Genomic DNA, 20,479 nt, shown 5'->3' with positions numbered 1-20,479 from the left:
ATCGTGTTCAACCTTTTGTCGCATGGCGGCAAACCAGAATTTTTGATTCGCCAGAGGTGGGGTTGCAGACAATCCTGGCGGCATCCCTTTGCAAACTTGAGGACTCATCCATGCGCGTAATTCTGCTGGGAGCGCCCGGTGCCGGGAAAGGCACACAGGCTCGCTTCATTACCGAGAAGTTCGCCATTCCGCAAATTTCCACTGGCGACATGTTGCGTGCAGCGGTCAAGGCCGGCTCGCCGCTGGGCTTGCAGGTCAAGGACGTCATGGATAGCGGTGGTCTGGTTTCCGATGAAATCATCATCGCGCTGATCCAGGAGCGGCTCCAGCAGGCCGATTGCTCCAACGGTTTCCTCTTCGATGGCTTCCCTCGCACCATTCCCCAAGCCGAAGCGCTGCGTGATGCTGGCGTAAAGCTGGACCACGTGCTGGAAATCGCCGTGGACGACGAAGAGATCGTCGGTCGCCTGTCTGGCCGCCGTGTGCATCCGGCTTCCGGTCGCGTCTACCACACCGAGCACAACCCGCCGAAGGTTGCCGGGGTCGACGACCTCACCGGTGAGGAACTGATTCAGCGCAAGGATGACCTGGAAGAAACCGTTCGCCATCGTCTGGCCGTCTACCACTCGCAGACCAAGCCGCTGGTAGCCTTCTACCAGAACCTTGAAACGACCGAGGGCACGCCCAAGTGCAGCCGCGTCGAAGGCGTCGGCTCGGTGGAAGACATCACTGCGAAGGTGATGGCTGCGCTCAGCTGAACGGTTATTTTGCAGTCAGCCAACGGCCCGCTTTTGCGGGCCGTTGTCGTTTTAGGGCAAATCGGGTGGTTAGGTAATCGAAGGTCGCTTTCGGAGCAGCAATTTTTCTCAGGCCCGCTAGGGTCAGTTGTCTGGTCTATACCAGATGGCTATTTCCTCAGCAAAAAGGAACGCAGGAGCGCGTATGAGAACTATGCGGACGTGGGTGATCGGGTTGGCCATGAGTGTCATGGCCCTAGGCGTTTCAGCCGCCACCGAGTTACAGCACTGGCCCAGCGAGGCGGCGGTGCAGATCGAAAAAATGATCGCCGCCAATACCGACAAGGGTGCCTATGCGGTGTTCGATATGGATAACACCAGTTATCAGTTCGATATCGAGGAGTCCTTGCTGCCCTACTTGGAGATGAAGGGCGTTCTCACCCGCGAAAACATGGACCCATCGCTCAAACTGATCCCGTTCAAGGACAGCGAAGGCTTCAAAGAAAGCCTCAACAGCTATTACTACCGCCTATGCGAAATCGACGACCTGATCTGTTACCCCTGGGTTGCGCAGATATTTTCTGGCTTCACCCTGCGCGAGCTGAAGGGCTATGTCGATGACGTCATGGCCTACGACAAGCCGGTGCCGATCAACTATTACGACGGTGACAAGGTGGTAGAGGGCAGCGTCACGCCGCCGAAGATCTTCGCCGGCATGCAGGAGCTGTACAACCGCCTGCAGGAAAACGGCATTGAGGTCTATGTAATGACCGCCGCCAGCGAAGAGATCGTGCGCATGATCGCCAGCGATCCGAAGTACGGCTACAACGTCAAGCCTGAGAATGTTATAGGCGTCAACATGCTGCTCAAGGACCGTAAGAGCGGCGCCCTGACCAGCTCACGCCTGCAGATCAAGGCCGGCAGTTACGATCCAGCCGCTAATCTCGACCTGGAATTGACCCCGTTCCTGATGAATCCCATGACTTGGTACGAAGGTAAACTGGCCACGATTCACGGCTGGATCGACCAATGGAAGATGCCGGTGCTGGTGGCGGGCGACACGCCGTTGTCCGATGGCTATATGCTGTTCAACGCCACCGACATGGAAAAGGGCGGGCTGCGCATCTGGGTCGATCGCAAAGCCAAGTACACCCAGCAGATCAAGGATTGGCAGGTCAGCGCGGCCAAGCGCCAGGCTGAACTGGGTCAGGCGGTGACCGCCGATAAGAACTGGATCGTAGTCAAACCCGACCAGATCCATTGACAGGCCGCTGCGCTACTGCGCGCAGCCAGGTGGTTTGAAAGGAGCCCCGGCATGCTCATGCACAGTTCCTACACACCGCTTGCTCGGCTGATTTCGTCTTGCCTGGCCCTCGCCCGCTAGGTTTTCGACGGCCTGCAATGCTGTGACCCGTCGCTCGACGGGCCGCAGCGCTGGCAAAAAAAAACCTAAACCGTTTTAATGCCCGCCCACTCGGCAACCTGCATAAATCATCATGACCACTCTGTTGGCGCTGGATACCGCGACCGAAGCCTGCTCCGTTGCATTGCTGCATGAGGGCAAGGTAATCAGCCACTACGAAGTGATCCCACGGCTGCATGCGCAACGGCTGCTGCCGATGATCCAAACCCTTTTGGCCGAGGCGGGCATCGCCCTGTCGGCGGTCGATGCGCTGGCGTTCGGCCGCGGACCCGGTGCGTTCACCGGCGTGCGTATCGCCGTTGGCGTGGTACAGGGCCTGGCATTTGCATTGGAGCGTCCGGTACTGCCGGTCTCGACCTTGGCGACCATCGCCCAGCGGGCACACCGCGAGCACGGCGTGGAACAGGTGGCGGTGGCTATCGACGCGCGCATGGGTGAGGTCTATTGGGGTTGCTATCGTGTACATGAGGGCGAGATGCAGCTGGCCGGAATCGAAGCCGTTCTGCCGCCGGAACAGGTCAGCCTGCCGCGCGACGGCTCGGAAAACTGGTTTGCTGCCGGCACGGGTTGGCGTTACGGCGAGCGTCTAGCGGTACAGCCAGCCGCAGTGGACGCCACGCTGTTGCCGCATGCCGAAGACCTGTTGCGGCTGGCGACTTATGGCTGGCAGCGCGGGGAAGCGGTGGAGGCCGATGAGGCCCAGCCGATCTATCTGCGTGACAATGTCGCCACCCCGAAGGCCCCTCGGTGACAAGCGGCATTGCCAATTACTGGGCGGCTCGCTAGAGTCGGCCAAATTGAACAGGTGAATGATGCGCCTCAACGGTCTTGCCCCCTCAGCCTATCCCATCGAACGTCCTGCCCCGCGTGGCGGTGCGCCGGTACCCTATCGGGAAAGTGAAAGGGCTGCGGAGCAGGCGCGCGAGTCGATTGCCACACCGTCGAGCCAGACCGATTCCACCTACGAACACCTCTCCCGCCGCAACCGTAGCGAATCCATCGATTACGCCTCGGCGATCTCCGGCGACTTCATGCCGGCGCGCTTCGAAGCCATGATGGAGCGCCCGCTGAACAGCCGTGCGGCGCAAGCGCTGCAAAGCTATGGCATCACCGCCAGCTTCAGTGCCGATCTTGATGCACACGAGGTGCTTGGTCTGGATCTCTACGCCTGAGGCGTAGCGAACCGCGCTTGAGTCTTCCCTATTTTCTCGGTTGTCCCTCCTGGAACGAAGCCGCATGGCGCGGGTCGCTCTATTCGCCGGGATTACAGGCGACCGAGTATCTGGCGCGCTATTGCTCGGTCTTCAATACCGTGGAGGGCAACACCACGCTTTATGCCTGGCCGTCGGAGCAGAAGATCGAGCGCTGGGCGGCGTTGATGCCGGACGGATTCCGCTTCTGTGCCAAGCTGCCGCGCGAGATCAGTCAGGCATCGGATCTTCGCGACGTGCTGGAAATGGTGCTGTCGTTCCGTTCGTTGCTGGCGCCGCTGGGGCGGCGGGTCAGTCCGTTCTGGCTGCAGCTGCCCGCTACCTTTGGCCCGGCTCGCCTCGCTGAGCTGGTGCAGCTGATCGATACGCTGGACCGGCCGCTGGCGGTTGAAGTGCGCCATAGCGCATTTTTCGCCAAGGGCGAGGAGGAGCGGGCGCTGAATCGATTGCTGCGCGAGCGAGGCGTGGAGCGCATCTGCATGGATACCCGTGCGCTGTTCAGCTGCCAATCGCGCGATCCGGCGGTACTGCATGCCCAGAGCAAGAAGCCGCGACTGCCGGTGCGGCCAGCAGCGTTCAGCGACGCTCCACAGCTGCGTTTCGTCGGGCATCCCGAGCTGGAGGCGAATGATCGTTTTCTCGCGCCCTGGCTGGACAAGGTGGCGGCCTGGATCGAATCGGGCAAGCGCCCGCATGTCTACCTGCATACCCCGGACAATCGGCTGGCGCCTGATCTGGCCATGCGTTTTCATGAGCAGCTCGGTGAGCGCCTGCCAGGCTTGCCGCCGCTGCCGGTAACGGCCATGCAAAGCGAGTCGCAGCTGTCTCTGCTGGATATCGCTGACCTGACAGGCCGATAGCGGACGCATTGCAACCTTGAAGCGCCAGCGTTGCCGAAAGCGGTATGACTTTCGGCCGTTTCTTCCTGTTGCTGCTGCTCGCATTGGGCGGGTTCGTCTACGCGGTATCGCGCGGTCACGTCGACATCCCGCCGAAATGGAACCCCTGGGCCCCGCTGGATATCCGCGAGGCGCCGAACTTGCTTACGTCCTTCAAGTTACAGCGCTTGCAGGACGACCGCGCGCTGTGCGAGCAGGCGTTGACGACTTCGGATCTGGACTATGTGGCCGTGCCAGACAGCACGCCGCAACCCGGCTGTCCGGTCGAGAATGCCGTGCGCGTCACCGGCTCGGCAGTGCGTTTCAACGGCGCGTTTCTGGCGACCTGCCCGTTGGCCGCCGCTTATGCCTTGTTCGAGCGGCATGGCCTGCAACCCGCGGCGCAGGAGGTGTTCGGTCAGCCGGTGGCGCGCGTCGATCACTTTGGCAGCTTTGCCTGCCGTAACATCGCGCGCAGCAACAGGCGCAGCCAGCATGCCTCGGCCAATGCGCTGGATCTGGCCGGGTTTCGTCTGCAGGACGGCACGCGCATCACCGTCGCGCGCGACTGGAAGGGCGGTGATGACAAGGCGCGCTTTCTTCGCCAGGTCAAGGCGGCGGCCTGCGATGCGTTCAAGATCACTCTGAGCCCGGAATACAACGCCGCCCACCATGACCATTTCCATGTCGACATGGGCGGTTTCGGCATGTGCCGCTGAGGCATGCCGGCCTCGCCTCTGGCAGAATGCGGCGTTTTCCGCTCGCGAGCTCCGTATGACTGCCTCATCCCCGCTGGTCCGTGTCGAAGCCCTTGCTCCTCGGTTCGCCGATGTGGCGCGCACCTGGGCGGCGCGATTGGGCTTGCCGCTGCAGGCGGACGAGGCGGAGTTCGCCCTGCAACTGGGTGAAAACGGGCTGCAGTTGCAATTGCTCGGTCCGCAGGCGCCAGGGCCGGTACGGGTGGATTTCGTCGAAGGCGGCGCCGCGCATCGTCGGCAATTCGGCGGTGGCAGCGGGCAGATGATCGCCAAGGCGGTGGGTCTCCAGCCTGGCATCCGCCCCCGCGTGCTGGACGCCACGGCCGGGCTTGGTCGCGATGCCTTCGTGCTGGCGGCACTGGGCTGCGAGATGGTGTTGTTCGAGCGCCAGCCATTGATCGCCGCACTGTTGGAGGACGGTCTGGCGCGAGGGAGCGAAGACGCCGATGTGCGGCCTATCGTCCAACGCATGCACTTGCTTCAGGGTAATGCTATCGAGCTGATGGAGCACTGGCAGGGCGATCCACCACAAGTCATTTATCTCGATCCGATGTTTCCGCACCGTGAAAAAAGTGCGCTGGTCAAAAAGGAGATGCGCCTGTTCCGACCCTTCGTCGGGGACGACCTGGACGCAGGCACCCTGCTCGAACAGGCGTTGGCGCTGGCCAGTCACCGTGTGGTGGTGAAGCGGCCGCGCAAGGCACCCGCCATTGAGGGTCTCAAGCCGGGCTACAACCTGGAGGGTAAATCCAGCCGTTACGACATCTACCCAAAGAAGAAATTGTCCGGTTGATCGTCTGCACCTGAAGCCGTGCCGTTGCGTTGGCCTTGCTTAATCTCGCCAACAGTGGCATTCCTAGCTCAGGCCGTTTGTGGCTGAACGGTGGTTACCTAGGTCGCGTAGAGGGAAGAACATATGCAGATCCAAGTACACAGCGATAACCACATCGAAGGAAGCGCCCGTCTCGTAGACTGGGTCAGCGGAAATGTTGCCGATAAGCTGGATCGTTTCGACGACGAAGTCACCCGCGTCGTGGTGCACCTGAACGACGAGAACGGCGTCAAGGCCGGCGCTCAAGACAAACGATGCCAGATCGAGGCTCGGCCCAAAGGCCAGCAACCGGTCTCCGTCACGCACAAGGCGGCGTCTGTGGAGCTGGCCGTAGATGGCGCCATCGACAAGCTCAACAACGCCCTCAAGCATCAGTTCGGCAAGCTGCGCAGCAAGCGTGCCTCGGCGCCGACGCCTATCGAAGGCGATATTCTGGAAGTGGAAGACCGGGATGCACTGCTGGAGGCAGATTTCCTGGCTGACGAGCAGCTGCGTACCTCCTGATTCCCACCGTCCCCGGTCTTGCCGAGCGGACCTGATGCAAGCCCATCGCAACGCTGTCCTTGAAGCAGGCAGGCACCGCACCGCGGTGCCTGCGCTTTCTATCGAACCAAGTCCCGCCCCGCACGAGCGCTCCGCTCGATCACAACGCTGCGCTGAGCGACCACCGGACCTTTCGGACGCCAGCGTGTGTGCTATACCCAATTGGAGGTACCGTACGGGGAGCGCCAATGGGTGGCGCGCTAGGCTCGTGCGGACCCTGACGACAGGGGGTTTCAATCGGCCGTGTGGGCGTCGCTTCAAGAGCTGCCCACGGCATTAGCAGAGAGGTAACACCATGACCATGATGCAATGCGAATACCGCGATCACGTCATTACCGCCGAAGTAATGGAGCATCCCGGCACACCGACTCCATGGGCCGGCGGTTGCCGGATCAGTAACGCTCAGGGGCAGGTCACTCGGCGTATGGCGCTTCCGGTCGGGCACGCCTTCATGGCGGAACTCGAGAAGGCTCAGCGGGCGTCTATCGCTCACGGCAAATGGCTGGTGGATCAATATCTGGATCAGGGCAGGCATCTGTTCGACAAGGCGGCCTGAGTCTTTGCGGGCTGCGCCTCTGGCGGGGCCCGCTTCTTAGCTCCTGGCTACCCTGGGCTGAGCGTTCCGTTGAACTGTTGATGGCCCTGAAGCCTCTACTGGAAACACCCGCCTGCACCCGGCAGGCGCCAGATAGATCAGCCCGAGGAGCCGCTTGATGGAGCTTTCCAACAAAGACATGAGCACATTGTTCGAGCAGCTGGGCCTGCCGTCAGACCCGGCCAGTATCGACGAATTCATCGCCAACCACGCCCCAATGCCCAACCACGTCAAGCTTGCCGAAGCGCCATTCTGGAATGCTGCGCAACGTGCCTTTCTGGCCGACGAATGGATAGAGGACGCCGAGTGGGTGCCGATCGTCGATGAGCTCAATGCCCGCCTTCACGAACAGCAGGCACAGCCCTGACCGGCCAAGGACCGCCTGCCAGCGATGTGAGAAACCTATCGAGCCGATAGCCTTTCTTTTGCAGAACCCCTGCTGATTGGCGGCGCCTAACGATCTCCGCCTCGACTTTTCCGGAGCCGTCATGACTGAGGAACGAAACACACTCACGACCCGACAGGGCCACCCCGTCAGCGATAACCAGAACCTGCGCAGCGTCGGCGAGCGCGGCCCGGCGACGCTGGAGAACTACCAGTTCATCGAGAAGATTACCCACTTCGATCGCGAGCGCATTCCCGAGCGGGTGGTGCATGCACGCGGTACGGCGGCGCACGGGTGGTTCGAGCCCTACGGCACCATCGGCGATGAGCCGGCGAGCAAGTACACCCGTGCCAAGGTGCTGACCAAAACTGGCGTCCGCACCCCGGTGTTCTTGCGCTTCTCCACAGTGATCGGCGGCAAAGAGTCACCGGAGACGGCCCGTGATCCACGGGGCTTTGCCATCAAGCTTTATACCGAAGATGGCAACTGGGATCTGGTGGGCAACAACCTCAAGGTGTTCTTCATTCGCGACGCGATCAAATTTCCGGACATGATCCACGCGTTCAAGCCTGATCCTGTCTCCAACCGCCAGGAGCCCTGGCGCTTCTACGATTTCGTCCAGCACCACCCCGAAGCATTGCACATGGTCACCTGGGTCAAGAGCCCTTGGGGCATTCCGGCCAACTACCGCCACATGCAGGGTTCCAGCGTGAACACCTACAAGCTGGTCAATGACAAGGGCGAGGCGGTGCTCTGCAAGTTCTCCTTCGAGCCCAAGCTCGGCGTGAAGAACCTCACCGCCCAGCAGGCCGCCGACATTCAGATGAAGGACGTCGGCCATGCCACCCGAGATCTCTACGATGCCATCGAGCGCGGCGAGTATCCGGAATGGGAGATGGCGGTGCAGATCATGTCCGACGATCCGCACGAAGAGCTCGACTTCGATCCGCTGGATGACACCAAACGCTGGCCTGAAGATCAGTTCCCGCTGTTGCCGGTGGGCCGGCTGGTGCTCGACCGCAACCCGTCGAACGTCTTCGCCGAGACCGAGCAGGCGGCCTTCGGCACCGGCGTACTGGTGGACGGCATCGACTTCTCCGATGACAAGATGCTGCAGGGCCGGACGCTCTCGTATTCCGACACCCAGCGTTACCGCGTCGGCGCCAATTACCTGCAACTGCCTATCAACGCACCAAGAACCCCCGCTGCGACCAATCAGCGCGACGGTGCCATGGCGCACTTCGTCGACACCGGCGGCGAAAACCCACACGTCAACTACGAGCCCAGCTCGATGGGTGGGCTCAAGGAAGCGCCCAAGCCCAAGCCTGACTATCACCAATGGGTCGAAGGGCACCTGGGGCGCTATCAGACCACTAAAACTGCCGCGGACTATCGCCAGACCGGTGAGCGTTACCGCAGTTTCGAGGATTGGGAGCGTGACGACCTGATTGCCAACATCACCGCAGACCTTAAGGAATGCCCTGAGGAAATCTGCCTGAGGATGATTTGGCATTTCTGGCATTGCGATCCGGATTACGGGCAGCGTCTGGCTGAGGGTGTCGGCGTGGATATCGAAAAAGCCAAGGCGCTGCCGCCCTTGGAGGGGCGTGCCGCACCGGGGGACGATTTGGCGGGGGCAACCTACAGCAGCGGCGAGACCGAAGGCAGCGACAGGCACAACGCCACCCAGCCCAGTGTGAAGCGCTAGTAGCTGTCAGGTGCGGCAGTGGCGGCCCACTGTCGCACCTGGTGTTTGCCCGCTGGTGGCAATTCACTAGAATTCGCTGTTCCCGCGCGCGCGTTCAGCCCGTACCAGATCCGTTTCATTCCGTTGTAAAAGGACCGTCATGACTTCCGACCAACCGGCCGCCAGCGATCTCGATATCGCTGCCCGTTATGCCTGTGCCAAAGCCCTCTCTCTCGAGGCGGCACAGCTGGGCATGGACTACTACCGCAAGCGCGAGGCGCTGACGGTCGAGCACAAGGGCGACGATTTGCAGGACGTGGTGAGCATCGCGGACAAGCAGATCGAAGATTTCATTCGCGCCCGGCTGGCCGAACGCTTTCCCGAGGATGGCTTTCTCGGTGAAGAGAGCGGCTCAGCCGACCTCGGTGCCCGCTGCGTGTGGGTAATCGATCCCATCGACGGCACGGCCTGTTTCGTCAACGGGCTACATAACTGGTGCGTGTCGATCGGCCTGCTGATCGACGGCGAGCCGCATCTGGGCGCCATTGCCGACCCCAACCACAACGAGCTGTTTCATGGCTGTCTGGGCCAAGGCGCGTTCGTCAACGACATGCCTTTGAAGGTGAGCGGCGCTACCCACGTGGGCCAAGGCGTGACTGCCACTGGCACCTTTCACCCGCGCGGCAAAGAGCATTTCATCCCCTTCCTCGAGAAGCTGCTGGCTGAAGGCGGGATGTTCTTTCGCAACGGCTCCGGTGCGCTGATGACCGCTTACGTGGCGGCCGGACGCCTGCTCGGCTATTACGAGACCGAGCTTAAAAGCTGGGATTGCATGGCAGGGCTGGTGCTGGTGAAAGAGGCGGGTGGCCAGGTCAACGACTTCTTCCGCAATGACGGCTTGCTACGTGGCAATCCTTATCTGGTCGCCTGTCCGGGCGTTTATCCCCAGTTGGCCGAAATGATCGGACCATCGCTGGACGGTTGAGGCCGACGTTCAGCTTCAGTTCGCGAGCAAGCTCGCTTCTACGGGCGTGGTGTTGCGCTTATTCGTAGAAGCCAGCTTGCTGGCGATCAGGCTTACCGCTTAGCGCTGACCGCCAATCCAACCATTCGCTCAGGTGCGTAGCTCCGGCGGAACCGTGCCGCCGTGCTCGGCGAGCTTGTGCATGACGGTGCGGTGCAGCCAGACATTCATCTGCGCCGAATCGGCCATCTTGTCTGGCGGGCAACCCAGTTCGGCGGCGAGCTCCTTGCGTGATTCCAGGCTGCTATCGAGGCCCAGCAGCTTGAGCAGATCGACGATGGAGGTGCGCCAGTTCAACTGCTCCGGATGGTTCGCCGCCATGCCGTCGAGTTTGGCCGGTACGTCAATGGCATTGGTGGTGCCGCCAGCGGTACCCACCGTGCCGGTTGTGCCGGTCATGCCAGTTGCCGATCCGCCGGCAGCGGGGGGCGCGGTGGTGGCGTTGTTGGCCGTGGTGGGCCGTTCGGAATCCACAACCGTATCGGTGGCGTGTTGATTGGTGCCCGAATCTGGCGCGGCAGGTTTGTGCGCTTCGTTGCTTACGCCGCCCATGCCCAGTTTTTCTTTGATCGTGTCGAACAGGCCCATTACATGATCCTCGGTTGATGTAGGTCTTCGTTGGACCTTCGCGGCGTTCGGGTCATTCAGCTCCACAGGTCGGAAGGGAAGCATCGGAGCAACCGTCTGTCTGCCTGCGGGCGGAGGTTGCAAGCGGTTGGGCCGATGTACCTCCGCCGAGAGAGACATAGAGCTCGACCAGATTCTGCACCTGCGCGCGTTTGACCTCGATGAATGCCTGTTCGGCATCGAACAGATTGCGTTCGGCATCGAGCACCTGCAGGTAATTCACGGCTCCCTCGGCATAGCGCTCACGCGCCAGATCGGCGATGCGCCTCAGCGTGGCGACATTCTCCTCTTGCGCGACCACCTGCTCAGCCAGATAGCGGCGCCCTGCGAGCGCGTCGGCGACTTCACGAAAGGCGGTTTCGATGGCGCTTTCATACTCGGCGACGGCGATGTTCTCGCGAGCTTCGGCGACCGTCAGGTTGCCGCGGTTGCGGCCGAAATCGAACAGGGGCAGGCTGATTGAAGGCCCGATGCTCCAGGTGCGATTGTCCCGGCTAACCAGATTGTCGAGTTCATTGGAGACGTAACCGAAGCTGCCGGTCAGCGAAATCTGCGGAAAGAACGCGGCACGCGCCACGCCAATATTGGCGCGCGCGGCGCGCAAGGTCTGCTCGGCGCCGATGATATCCGGGCGCACCAGCAACAGTTCGGAGGGCAGCCCCGCGTCCAATGTCATCGGGTCGACCTGTTCGCTCAGCGGTAACGACCCTGGCACAGGCTGTTGCAGCGGGCCGCCTACCAGCTGGGTGAGATAGTTTATTTGCTCGGCCCGCAGCAGGCGCAGGCTCGACAGCTCGGTTTTGGCCTGCGTCAATAACGCCTGCGCCTGGTTAAAGTCCAGTGCCGAGGTGATGCCGGCATCGAAGCGCACCTGCGCGATGCGTAACCCATCGCGGCGGCTCTGCAAGGTTGCCTCGGCGAGATCGATGCGCGCCTCGGCGCCGCGGATAGCCAGGTAAGTCGAGGCCACGTCGGCAATCAAGGACAGCTGAAAGGCGCGCTGCGCTTCGATGGTGGACAGGTATTGCGCGCGGGCGGCTTCGGTGAGATTGCGCACCCGGCCCCAGAAATCGAGCTCGAACGCGGTAATGCCGAGGCCCACCGAGAACCGCTCGGTGATTTGTCCGCCCGGACCGGCGGAGCTGCCGAGTGTTCTGCCACCCGCCGAGCCGCTACCGGCTGAACCGGCGCCGGTCGTGCCTGCACCGCTGGCCGGAAAGCGGCCACGGCTAGCATCGGCGGTGGCGGCCAGGGTGGGGTAACGATCGGCGCCCTGCACACCGAACTGCCCGCGGGCTTCTTCGATACGCGCCACGGCGATCTGCAGGTCCCGATTGCGCCGCAATGCTGCATTCATGTAAGCGTGCAGGCGCTGATCGCTGAGAAATTCCCGCCAGGCAATTTCGTTGGCCTTCGCTTCGCCGTGCATCGGTTGGTACTCGGCCGGATACTGTGCGGCGCTGGGTGAGGGCGGTTGTTCATGGGGCGGGGCGAGCTGACAACTGGCAAGCAGGACGGCTATGAACAGCGGCGCGACCCGAACAGGCCATTGAAAAACGACCTGCGTTGGCAAGACTGCGTTTTTAAATGGCCCGTCATGCATTGTTCGGCTCCTCTCGAGCATCGGCCGGGTGCGCCTTGTCTTCGGCGGTCGGCGGGCGGCGCTTGGTCAGCCAGCGGCGCACCGAGAGATAGAACAGCGGGATGTAGAACAGCCCGAGCAAGGTGGCGACGATCATCCCACCCATGACCCCGGTGCCGACCGCGATTCGACCGGCCGCGCCCGCGCCGGTCGACAGCACCAGCGGCAGCATCCCTAGGATGAAGGTTAGCGACGTCATCAGGACGGGGCGAAAGCGCAGCCGAACCGCACTCATCACCGCATCGGTGAGGCTTTTGCCACGGCCCTCTTCCTCGATGGCGAACTCGACGATGAGAATCGCGTTTTTTGCCGACAGACCGATGATGGTCACCAGGCCGACATTGAAGTAAACGTTGGCCGGCAGCTCGCGAGCCATTGCGAACAGCACCGCCCCCAAGGCCCCGAACGGCACCACCAGCAATACTGCAATCGGCACCGTCCAGCTTTCATAGAGTGCCGCCAGCACCATCAAGACCATCAGCAGTGACAGGCCCAGCAGCAAGCCAACCTGACCGGAGGCCTGCTGCTCCTCCAGCGAGGCGCCGGTCCACTCGTAGCTGAAGCCTCCTGGCAGCTCGGTCGCCAGCCGCTCCATCTCGGTCATCGCCTCACCCGTGGACGAACCTGGCGCGGCACTACCGGAGAGCGTCAGCGCCGGGTAACCGTTGTAGCGCTGCAGCTGGGTCGGACCTTCGGTCCAGTTCACCGTCGTGAAGGCGCCGAAGGGCACGCTCTCGCCCTGATCGTTGATCACCTTCAGATCCAGTACGTCTTGCGGCGTCATGCGATAGGGCGCATCGGCCTGTAGCAATACCTGCAGCACCCGTCCGTCACGGTTGAAGTCGTTGGCGTAGGCGCTGCCGAAGGCCATGGCGAGGGTCGCATTGATCTCGTTGATAGAGAGCCCCAGGGCGCGCGCCTTGATGCGGTCGATATCGACCCGCAGGCGCGGCGCATCGTCAGCGCCTTCGGGGCGCACGTTCTGCAACACTGGGCTCTGACCTGCCTTGGCCAGCAATTGGTTGCGCGCATCGAGCAGCGCCTGGTAGCCCTGACCGCTGCGGTCTTCGAGCTTGAAGGTGAAACCGCCAGCCACGCCCAGGCCGGGAATCGACGGCGGGTTCAGGGCGAACACACGCGCTTCCTTGATCTGCGAGAAACGTCCCATGGCCTCGCGTACCAGCGCCTGGGCCGAGCCGCCATCTCCGGGGCGCTGCTCCCAGGGAATCAACCGCACGAAGGACATTGCGTGCGCCTGTCCTTGGCCGAAGAAACTGAAGCCGTAAACCGTGATGGCGTCTTCCACCAGCGGATGATCGGCATAGAACCCCTTGACCTGCTCGATGGCCTCCTCGGTGCGCTTGACCGTGGCGCCAGGGGGCGCCTGGATGACCGTCATGAGCGAGCCCTGGTCTTCGTCCGGGAGAAAGGCGCTAGGCATGCGCAGATAGAGAAACGCCGTCAGCGCCAGCAGTCCGACGAACGCCAGCAGGAACCAGAGCGGTCGCGCGAGCATGCCGCCAACGGCGTGGTGATAGCGATCAGTGGTGCGCTCCATCCAGCGGTTGAAGGGCGCGAAAATACGCTGACCCAAACCGGGCTTCTGTTCTTGCGGCCTGGGTTTGAGCAACGCAGCGCAAAGAGCAGGCGTGAGCACGAGCGCCAGTACCGTCGAAGTGGCTACGGCAATCGACAGGGTCGCTGCGAATTGGCGGTAGATTCCGCCGGTCGAACCGGGAAAGAACGCCAGCGGCACGAACACCGCGATCAGCGCCAGCGTCGTACCGATGATCGGCGCCGTGACCTGCTCCATTGCCTTGACCGTGGCCTGATAAGGCGGCAACTGTTCTTCGTCCATGATCCGTTTGACGTTCTCCACCACCACGATGGCATCGTCCACCAGGGTGCCGATCGCCAGCACCATGCCGAACAGGCTCAGCAGGTTGATCGAGAAGCCGGCAATCCACAGGCCGAGGCAGGTGCCCGCCAGTGTGATGGGAATGACAATGGTGGGGATCAACGTGGTGCGCCAGTTCTGCAGGAACAGCAACATCACCAGCACCACCAATGCCATTGCCTGCAACAAGGTCACCACGACCTGCTGGATCGATGAAGAAATGAACGGCGTCGAGTCGAACGGTACGCTCCAGGCGACATCCTCGGGAAAGCCTTCGGCCAGCTCGCGCATTCGCTGTTTGACGGCGGCGGCGGTATCCAACGCGTTGGCGCCGGGCGACAGCTGTACGGCGAGGCCCGCGGCTGGCTGACCGTTGAGCTCGCTGCGAAAGGTATAGTTCTGTGCGCCCAGTTCGACCCGGGCAACGTCCCGCAGCCGTATGGCCGAGCCATCCGGGCCGGCACGCAGGATGATCGCCGCGAACTCCTCCGGCGTGCTGAAGCGGTCGCGGGTTTCCAGCGGTGCGTTGATCTCGATGTTCTCGGCCAGCGGCAGATCACCCAGCGCGCCGCCTGCGGATTGGCTGTTCTGCTCCTGTACCGCCGCCAGTACGTCGGCGGCCGACAGGCCAAAGCTTGCCAGCCGGTCAGGGTCGAGCCAGATGCGCATGGCGTAAGCGGTGTAGAACTCGCGAATGTCGCCTACACCTTGAACCCGACGCAGCTCGTCGAGTACGCGTGTCGTGGCGAAATGGCCCAGTTCCAGCGTGCTCATTGTGCCGTTCTCAGAAAACAGCGAAATGATCAGCAGAAAGTCCTGTGACGCCTGGAACACCTGAATGCCTTGGCGGCGAACCTCCTCGGGCAGGCGTTGTTCGACGCGGCTCAGGCGGTTTTGCACTTCCATCTGGGCGATGTCGATATCGGTCCCGGCCTCGAACGTCAGCTCGATGGACGCGCTGCCGTTGGAGCGGCTCGATGAGTCCATGTAGAGGAAGCCCTCTACACCGTTGAGCTCCTGCTCGATCACCTGGGTGACGTTGGTTTCCAACACCGATGCGTCCGCGCCGGGGTAGGTGACGCTGATACGCAGGCTTGGCGGCGCGATACTCGGGTACTGCTCGATCGGCAGTGAGCGCACGGCCAGCAGGCCGCCAAGCAGAATGCCCAGGGCGATGACCCAGGCAAAGACCGGGCGGCGAATGAAGAAGGCCGGAGTCATAGGGCCGGTCCGGAGGGCGACGACGGTTCCGGCGGCTCCTTGCGCTCGTAGGCTATGGTTCGTACCGTTGCGCCGCTACGGACGTTGCCGCCGCCCTCGACGATCACTACGTCTCCGGCTTTCAGGCCGTCCTGGATGACCCAGTCGCTGCCTTGTAGCTCGCCCAGCTCTATCTCCTGCGGGGCCACCTTGTTATCCCCACCGACAAGCAGCACTCGCGCCGCCTGGTCGTTGACCATCACCGCACGCTGCGGAATCAGCACGCCGTTCGGGCGAGTGCCGGCATTGATCCGGGCGCGGACGAACTGGCCCGGCAGCAGCAATCTGTCCGGATTGGGGAATTCGGCGCGTACGGCCACGGTACCGGTGTTCTCGTCGATGCTCATGGCGTAGAAGTCGACGTAGCCCGGGTGCGGGTACTCGCTGCCGTTTTCCAGGGTCAGTTTCACCTCGACGCGCCCTTCGTCCGGCAGCTTCAGTTGTCCGGAGGCGAGCTGCGCGCGGATTTCCAATAGATTAGAACTCGATTGCGCGAAATTTACGTAGACCGGTGCGAACTGCTCCACGGTCGTCAGCAAGGTGCCTTCGCTGTCGCTGACCAGCGCGCCCTCGGTGACCTGGGCGCGGCCTGCACGGCCTTCGATGGGCGACTCGACGGTGGTGTATTCCAGGTCGAGTTCGGCTGATTGCACGTTGGCTTCGGCTTGTGACACGTCTGCTTTAGCCGTGCGCAGCGTGGCCAGCGCGGTGTCGTATTCCTGCTGGCTGATCGCCTGTTTGGCGACCAGACCTTTGTAGCGTCTGACGTCCTGCGCCGCATTCAGCGCGGTGGCTTCGGCGCGTTCCAATGCCGCCTTGGCGGCCTTGAGGTTGGCGCGCATTTCCCGCGGGTCGATCTGGAACAACGGCGTGCCGACTTCGACGTCGGTGCCTTCCTCGTAGAGCCTTTGCTGGATGATGCCGTCGACCCGAGCGCGAATCTCGGCAATGCGTACGGCCTGGACGCGTCCTGGCAGCTCGATGATATTAGCGATCGGCTGTGGGTCGACCGTCATGACCTCTACCTCGGGCGGAGGCGGAGCGGGCTGGTCGGCATTCTTGTCTTCCGAGCAGGCAACCAGCAGAAACGTGGTGGCCACCATTAACGCTGGGTTTCTCAGTAACTGCCTCATTCAGTCTGGCCTTCGTTGGGCTTTCGCACGGCTTCGCTGCGGGATTCCGCGCGGACTTATACTCGACCGCCGTGGGGTGAACGCGGTTCCGGCAAACTTCTGCTGGCGGCCGTGGGCCCTTGCGGATCGCTGCCGAACGCTGGCCGGTGGCTTGCCTCTGCTGCGCTCCTGGCGCGCCTCGGCACGTACAAGGGAAGAATGCCGGCGGCGGATTGGGGTTTGGTAAACGTTTGTGTCGGCGCTGTAGATCAGCCGTTCAGCTCTTCGGGGTGTGCAGCACCAGGTGTTGCCTTGCCTGGTCGGGCAGCGCCACGCCCGCGGCACGCAGGGCGACCACCAGTGCCTTGCGCACCTGCGACGCGGTCATGACGAAATCCGATCGCCGCGAATCGCACCAGAACTCCACATCGAACACCAGCTCGGCCGTGCCCAGTTCGCTGAGCTGCACCGAAGCGGGCGGCGTGGCGAGCACCCCGGCAGTGTCCTGCGCGGCCTGGCACATGACCTGGCTCGTAGCGTCGATGTCGATGCCGTAGCCGAGGGTGCAGACAACCTTGCCGCGGCGGATCGGTGCAGCGGTATTGTTGGTCACTCGGGAGGTGAAGGTTTCGGCGTTCGGCACCAGCACGCGGCGGCCATCGTAGGTGCGAATCTGCGTCGCCCGCAGTTCGATGCGCTCCACGCTGCCCTCGGTTTCACCGATGATGATCTGGTCACCCAGCTCAAAGGGTCGCAACGTCAGTATCAGCAGCCCGCTGACGAAGTTGGAGAGAATGTCCTTCAAGGCAAAGCCAAGCGCCAAACTGGTCAGGCCCAGGCCGGTGGCGAGCGTTCCGGGTTCCAGGCCGAAGGCGCTCGCCGCCACGATCAAGCCGAGCAACCACACGGTGTAGTAGCTGACCTGGCGGACTAGATTTTCCACGGTCCGATCGTCACCCAGGCGACTGAAGATCAACCGCATCAGGGCTCGCACGCCGACCGCCAGCCCCCAGAACAGCAGCAGTACCAGCACCGCGGCAAGGATCCGCGGAATGGTCTGGATCGCTGATTCGAGCAGGCGGGCGAAGGCCGTCTCGACGCTTGCCTGGACCGAGGTGACGAAGCGCCCGCGCTCCGAGTCGCGGCGCTCCACCGCTGTTTCCAGCGCGCTGTCGATCAGCGCCGCCCATTGCCGCGCCAAGGTTTCGATCGTCTCGCCATTGGCTTCTGCATCCATCGGCGTGACTTCCACTAGCGGCCGGCCGGCGACGCTGATCTGGCGATTCTCACCGTCTTCGCCGGCCTTCTCGATTCGCGCGCGGGTGATGCCCTGGGGCGTCTCCAATACGGCAGCCAGCTGCTTCTCGACCTGCCGCGCCCGAGGTCTGGCTTCTAGCTCGGCATCAGCGCCGATGCGAAAAAGCGTGCGGCCGTCGAGACGCACCGTGGCGACGCTTTCCTGCGCTATCGATGAGGGTGATATCAGCGCCTGGCAGACGAGCATCAGCAGGACCATCCACATGATGCGAGAGGGCTGCGGATCGGTAGTGGGCTTGTGCATGGGAGGGCTACGATCCCCAAGTGGCTGATCGACGGCTCATACAAACAGGCCGCCAAAAAAACTCGGCGGCCTTGTCGATAACGTTTTTCATCAATCCGATGCAGCGGCTGACCATGATTGGCTCGGTCGTGCGTTGCTCGGCTGGAGCGGTGTCAGAACACCAGCATGAACAGGCCGATCACCACCAGCAGACCGATCAGGAAAATGATGCCAATTGTGCTGCCCAGAAACTTCAGCATGAGGATGACTCCTGTTGCAGTGGGTACCTTAAATCCGACTGGGGCGGGCGGTGATCGTTCAGATATGCCGCGCCGCGTGCGCATCGTTCGGGATCGGTCGCGCCTGGCCGTGGTCAGCATGAACACAGCCGGCGTCGTACGACGCCGGTCTTGCCTCCGCGAAATCAACCAGACGGGTGCCACATGCTATTACCCAACTTAGCCGACTCGACCGCCCTCGCCAGAACGCCGCTGCGATGCCTTTTGTTCGGCTCGACGCTGCTCCTGACAGCTGCATTCGCCGGCGGAGCGAGCGCTCAAGAGGCGGATGAGCTGGTGAGTTTGATCAACGACTTTCGGGCTGCGGGTGAAGGCTGTGGGGGCGAAGAGGCAGAACCGGTCGGGCCGCTCGCACCGGTCGATGCGTTGGCATCGATACCTGCCGGCGCCGGCGCACAGATGCAGCAGGCGCTACGCGAGTCGGGCTATCAGGCCGCCAAATTGCAAGCCATGGCGGTAGCTGGGCCGGGCGATGCGGCCAGTGTGATGCGGCTGTTCAAGCAACGTTACTGCAGCGCGCTGTTGAGTGAGGAATTTGCCGAACTGGGCGTTTCGCGCGATGGCAACACCTGGCAGGTGATTCTGGCCAAGCCGCTGCTGTCGGATGACCTCGGTGACTGGCAAGAGGCGGGCAAAACGATTCTCGAAGAGGTCAACCAGGCGCGTGCCGAGCCACGTCGTTGCGGCGATCAGTCGTTCGAGCCGGCGCCGCCGCTGAGTTGGGATCAGCAATTGGGCGAAACATCGCTCGCCCACAGCCAGGACATGGCCGAGAAGGATTACTTCAGCCACCAGGGCCGGGACGGCAGCCAGGCTGGCGACCGGGCCAGGCGTCAGGGCTACAGCTGGCAGCGTATCGGTGAAAACATCGCCGCCGGCCAAGGGTCGGCTGAGCAGGCGGTATCTGGCTGGCTCGTCAGTCCAGGCCATTGCAAGAACATCATGAACCCTGACTTTACCGAGATGGGCGCCGCCTACGCGACCAACCCTCAGAGCGCAGCCACCGTTTACTGGACACAGGTATTCGGTACACCGCGTTAGGCCAGGGTTACGCCAGGCTTTCCAGCCAATTATGCGCCTCGGTGGTCTGGTGCTGGTCGAAGGCCTTGACCGTCAGACCAGGGATGAGCGCACCTTCGATCTCACTGGTTTTTCTCACCCACTCTTTGGCCGACACCACGGCGCATCGATCGAAGCGGCGCATGAAGCGAAACATTTGCGGTATCCGCGACAGCTCGACGCCGACCGCGCCGAGTGTGGGCATGTCGAAATCGCCGACGTGAAAGAGCATCTGCCCATGGCTGATACCCTCGGACTTTCTCATCAGCTCATCGAGCGCGAAGCGCATTTCGCTGCTGTCGAGCTTGCCGGAAAAATCCACATCGATACGGTTGTCGCCTATACGCGTTACATGGAACATCACGTCGCTCCTGGGAAAGGTGGAAGGACGGCAGGTTTCCTTTGAAGATAGTCGTTGTAGCGCGTTCGTCTGTAAAAACGCATCGCACGACGATTTCTTGAGTTGATCCGGGCTGCGGCGCTGGTGCAAAACCATAGCAACCAGTCCGTATCGAGGGCTTAGCGATAAACGCGGACGGAGCCGTCGCGCGGGTTGGCTGGCAGGGCGCACCGATCAGCTGGGAGGCGGGCTTCTGAAGGGAAAGCGAGGGGTAAAGCGAGGAGAAGCATCCCCGCGCCGTAGCGCGGGGGGGCGGAATCAATCCTGGCGGCTGGTCACTTCCAGCAGGTGGTAGCCGAACTGGGTCTTCACCGGACCCTGCACGACGTTGACCGGCGCGCTGAACACCACGGTGTCGAACTCCTTGACCATCTGGCCGGGGCCGAACGAACCCAGATCGCCGCCTTGACGGCTGGACGGGCAAGTGGAGTTGTCTTTGGCAACCTGAGCGAAGTCGGCGCCGCCTTCGATGGCAGCTTTCAGTTCGTTGCACTTTTCTTCGGTGGGAACCAGGATGTGGCGGGCAGTGGCTCGGGCCATGGGGAGTTACTCCGTCTTGAGAAGTCGCTG

21 protein-coding genes are annotated in these 20,479 nt (G+C 62.4%); 13 read left to right on the top strand and 8 right to left on the bottom strand.

The window, feature by feature from the left end:
* Positions 1-110 precede the first annotated feature (110 nt).
* The 12 genes from adk (at position 111) to H3028_RS09770 (ending at position 10,034) form a co-directional block, all read left to right on the top strand.
* On the top strand, positions 111-758 hold the full coding sequence (gene adk, locus H3028_RS09825) for an adenylate kinase (RefSeq protein WP_181296832.1): 648 nt from the start codon (positions 111-113) through the stop codon (positions 756-758).
* Positions 759-951: 193 nt separating this feature from the next.
* Positions 952-2,001 carry a haloacid dehalogenase-like hydrolase gene (locus H3028_RS09820; protein WP_219920093.1) on the top strand — a complete coding sequence of 350 codons (1,050 nt, stop codon included), beginning with the start codon at positions 952-954 and terminating at the stop codon, positions 1,999-2,001.
* Between the two features lie 232 nt (positions 2,002-2,233).
* Positions 2,234-2,911 (top strand): tRNA (adenosine(37)-N6)-threonylcarbamoyltransferase complex dimerization subunit type 1 TsaB, encoded by a 678-nt coding sequence (gene tsaB / locus H3028_RS09815; protein WP_181296830.1) that lies wholly within the window; start codon positions 2,234-2,236, stop codon positions 2,909-2,911.
* Between the two features lie 58 nt (positions 2,912-2,969).
* Entirely contained in the window at positions 2,970-3,332 is a 363-nt protein-coding gene (locus H3028_RS09810) for a hypothetical protein (protein ID WP_258237745.1), read from the top strand.
* A gap of 17 nt (positions 3,333-3,349) precedes the next feature.
* The gene (locus tag H3028_RS09805; RefSeq protein ID WP_181296829.1) at positions 3,350-4,231 is read left to right on the top strand and encodes a DUF72 domain-containing protein; all 882 of its coding nucleotides are present in this window, start codon (positions 3,350-3,352) and stop codon (positions 4,229-4,231) included.
* Positions 4,232-4,275: 44 nt separating this feature from the next.
* The gene (locus H3028_RS09800) at positions 4,276-4,968 is read left to right on the top strand and encodes an extensin family protein (RefSeq protein WP_181296828.1); all 693 of its coding nucleotides are present in this window, start codon (positions 4,276-4,278) and stop codon (positions 4,966-4,968) included.
* Between the two features lie 55 nt (positions 4,969-5,023).
* Positions 5,024-5,800, top strand: coding sequence for a class I SAM-dependent methyltransferase (locus H3028_RS09795; RefSeq protein ID WP_181296827.1), 777 nt, complete (start codon positions 5,024-5,026; stop codon positions 5,798-5,800).
* Positions 5,801-5,923: 123 nt separating this feature from the next.
* Entirely contained in the window at positions 5,924-6,343 is a 420-nt protein-coding gene (locus H3028_RS09790) for an HPF/RaiA family ribosome-associated protein (protein WP_168424099.1), read from the top strand.
* 334 nt (positions 6,344-6,677) lie between these two features.
* Complete coding sequence (locus H3028_RS09785; protein WP_181296826.1) at positions 6,678-6,938, top strand: hypothetical protein; 261 nt, start codon at positions 6,678-6,680, stop codon at positions 6,936-6,938.
* A 157-nt stretch (positions 6,939-7,095) separates the two neighbouring features.
* The gene (locus H3028_RS09780; protein WP_181296825.1) at positions 7,096-7,344 is read left to right on the top strand and encodes a DUF2789 domain-containing protein; all 249 of its coding nucleotides are present in this window, start codon (positions 7,096-7,098) and stop codon (positions 7,342-7,344) included.
* Between the two features lie 121 nt (positions 7,345-7,465).
* Positions 7,466-9,070, top strand: a complete 1,605-nt coding sequence (locus H3028_RS09775; protein ID WP_181296824.1) for a catalase — start codon at positions 7,466-7,468, stop codon at positions 9,068-9,070.
* A 139-nt stretch (positions 9,071-9,209) separates the two neighbouring features.
* Positions 9,210-10,034, top strand: coding sequence for an inositol monophosphatase (locus H3028_RS09770; protein ID WP_181296823.1), 825 nt, complete (start codon positions 9,210-9,212; stop codon positions 10,032-10,034).
* A gap of 129 nt (positions 10,035-10,163) precedes the next feature.
* On the opposite strand, the gene H3028_RS09765 is transcribed toward H3028_RS09770, so the two are convergent.
* The 6 genes from H3028_RS09765 to H3028_RS09740 form a co-directional block, all read right to left on the bottom strand.
* A complete protein-coding gene (locus H3028_RS09765) occupies positions 10,164-10,661 on the bottom strand; it encodes a DUF3597 domain-containing protein (protein WP_181296822.1) in 498 nt (165 codons plus the stop codon).
* Positions 10,662-10,713: 52 nt separating this feature from the next.
* Positions 10,714-12,303: an efflux transporter outer membrane subunit gene (locus H3028_RS09760; protein ID WP_181296821.1), complete on the bottom strand. Its 1,590-nt coding sequence runs from the start codon at positions 12,301-12,303 to the stop codon at positions 10,714-10,716.
* Positions 12,296-15,460 (bottom strand): multidrug efflux RND transporter permease subunit, encoded by a 3,165-nt coding sequence (locus tag H3028_RS09755; RefSeq protein WP_181296820.1) that lies wholly within the window; start codon positions 15,458-15,460, stop codon positions 12,296-12,298. Before H3028_RS09755 ends, H3028_RS09760 begins: the two co-directional genes overlap by 8 nt.
* Positions 15,457-16,632, bottom strand: a complete 1,176-nt coding sequence (locus H3028_RS09750; RefSeq protein ID WP_181296819.1) for an efflux RND transporter periplasmic adaptor subunit — start codon at positions 16,630-16,632, stop codon at positions 15,457-15,459. The genes H3028_RS09755 and H3028_RS09750 overlap by 4 nt, the downstream gene beginning before the upstream one ends.
* A 256-nt stretch (positions 16,633-16,888) precedes the next feature.
* Positions 16,889-18,172: a mechanosensitive ion channel family protein gene (locus tag H3028_RS09745; RefSeq protein WP_181296818.1), complete on the bottom strand. Its 1,284-nt coding sequence runs from the start codon at positions 18,170-18,172 to the stop codon at positions 16,889-16,891.
* Between the two features lie 152 nt (positions 18,173-18,324).
* Complete coding sequence (locus tag H3028_RS09740; protein ID WP_181296817.1) at positions 18,325-18,531, bottom strand: hypothetical protein; 207 nt, start codon at positions 18,529-18,531, stop codon at positions 18,325-18,327.
* Positions 18,532-18,726: 195 nt separating this feature from the next.
* Here H3028_RS09740 and H3028_RS09735 point away from each other — a divergent pair, with 195 nt between their 5' ends.
* Complete coding sequence (locus H3028_RS09735) at positions 18,727-19,491, top strand: CAP domain-containing protein (protein WP_309109536.1); 765 nt, start codon at positions 18,727-18,729, stop codon at positions 19,489-19,491.
* A gap of 7 nt (positions 19,492-19,498) precedes the next feature.
* Here H3028_RS09735 and H3028_RS09730 read toward each other — a convergent pair whose 3' ends face one another.
* Both H3028_RS09730 and H3028_RS09725 read right to left on the bottom strand, forming a co-directional pair.
* Entirely contained in the window at positions 19,499-19,870 is a 372-nt protein-coding gene (locus H3028_RS09730) for an STAS/SEC14 domain-containing protein (protein ID WP_181297108.1), read from the bottom strand.
* 297 nt (positions 19,871-20,167) lie between these two features.
* Positions 20,168-20,449, bottom strand: a complete 282-nt coding sequence (locus H3028_RS09725) for a peptidylprolyl isomerase (RefSeq protein ID WP_181296815.1) — start codon at positions 20,447-20,449, stop codon at positions 20,168-20,170.
* Positions 20,450-20,479: the final 30 nt, after the last annotated feature.

It is taken from the genome of Pseudomonas sp. Q2-TVG4-2, from assembly GCF_013620795.1.
Lineage (GTDB): Bacteria > Pseudomonadota > Gammaproteobacteria > Pseudomonadales > Pseudomonadaceae > Stutzerimonas.
The sequence above is the reverse complement of the archived record's forward strand: the minus strand, read 5'-3'. Positions and strand labels throughout refer to the sequence as shown.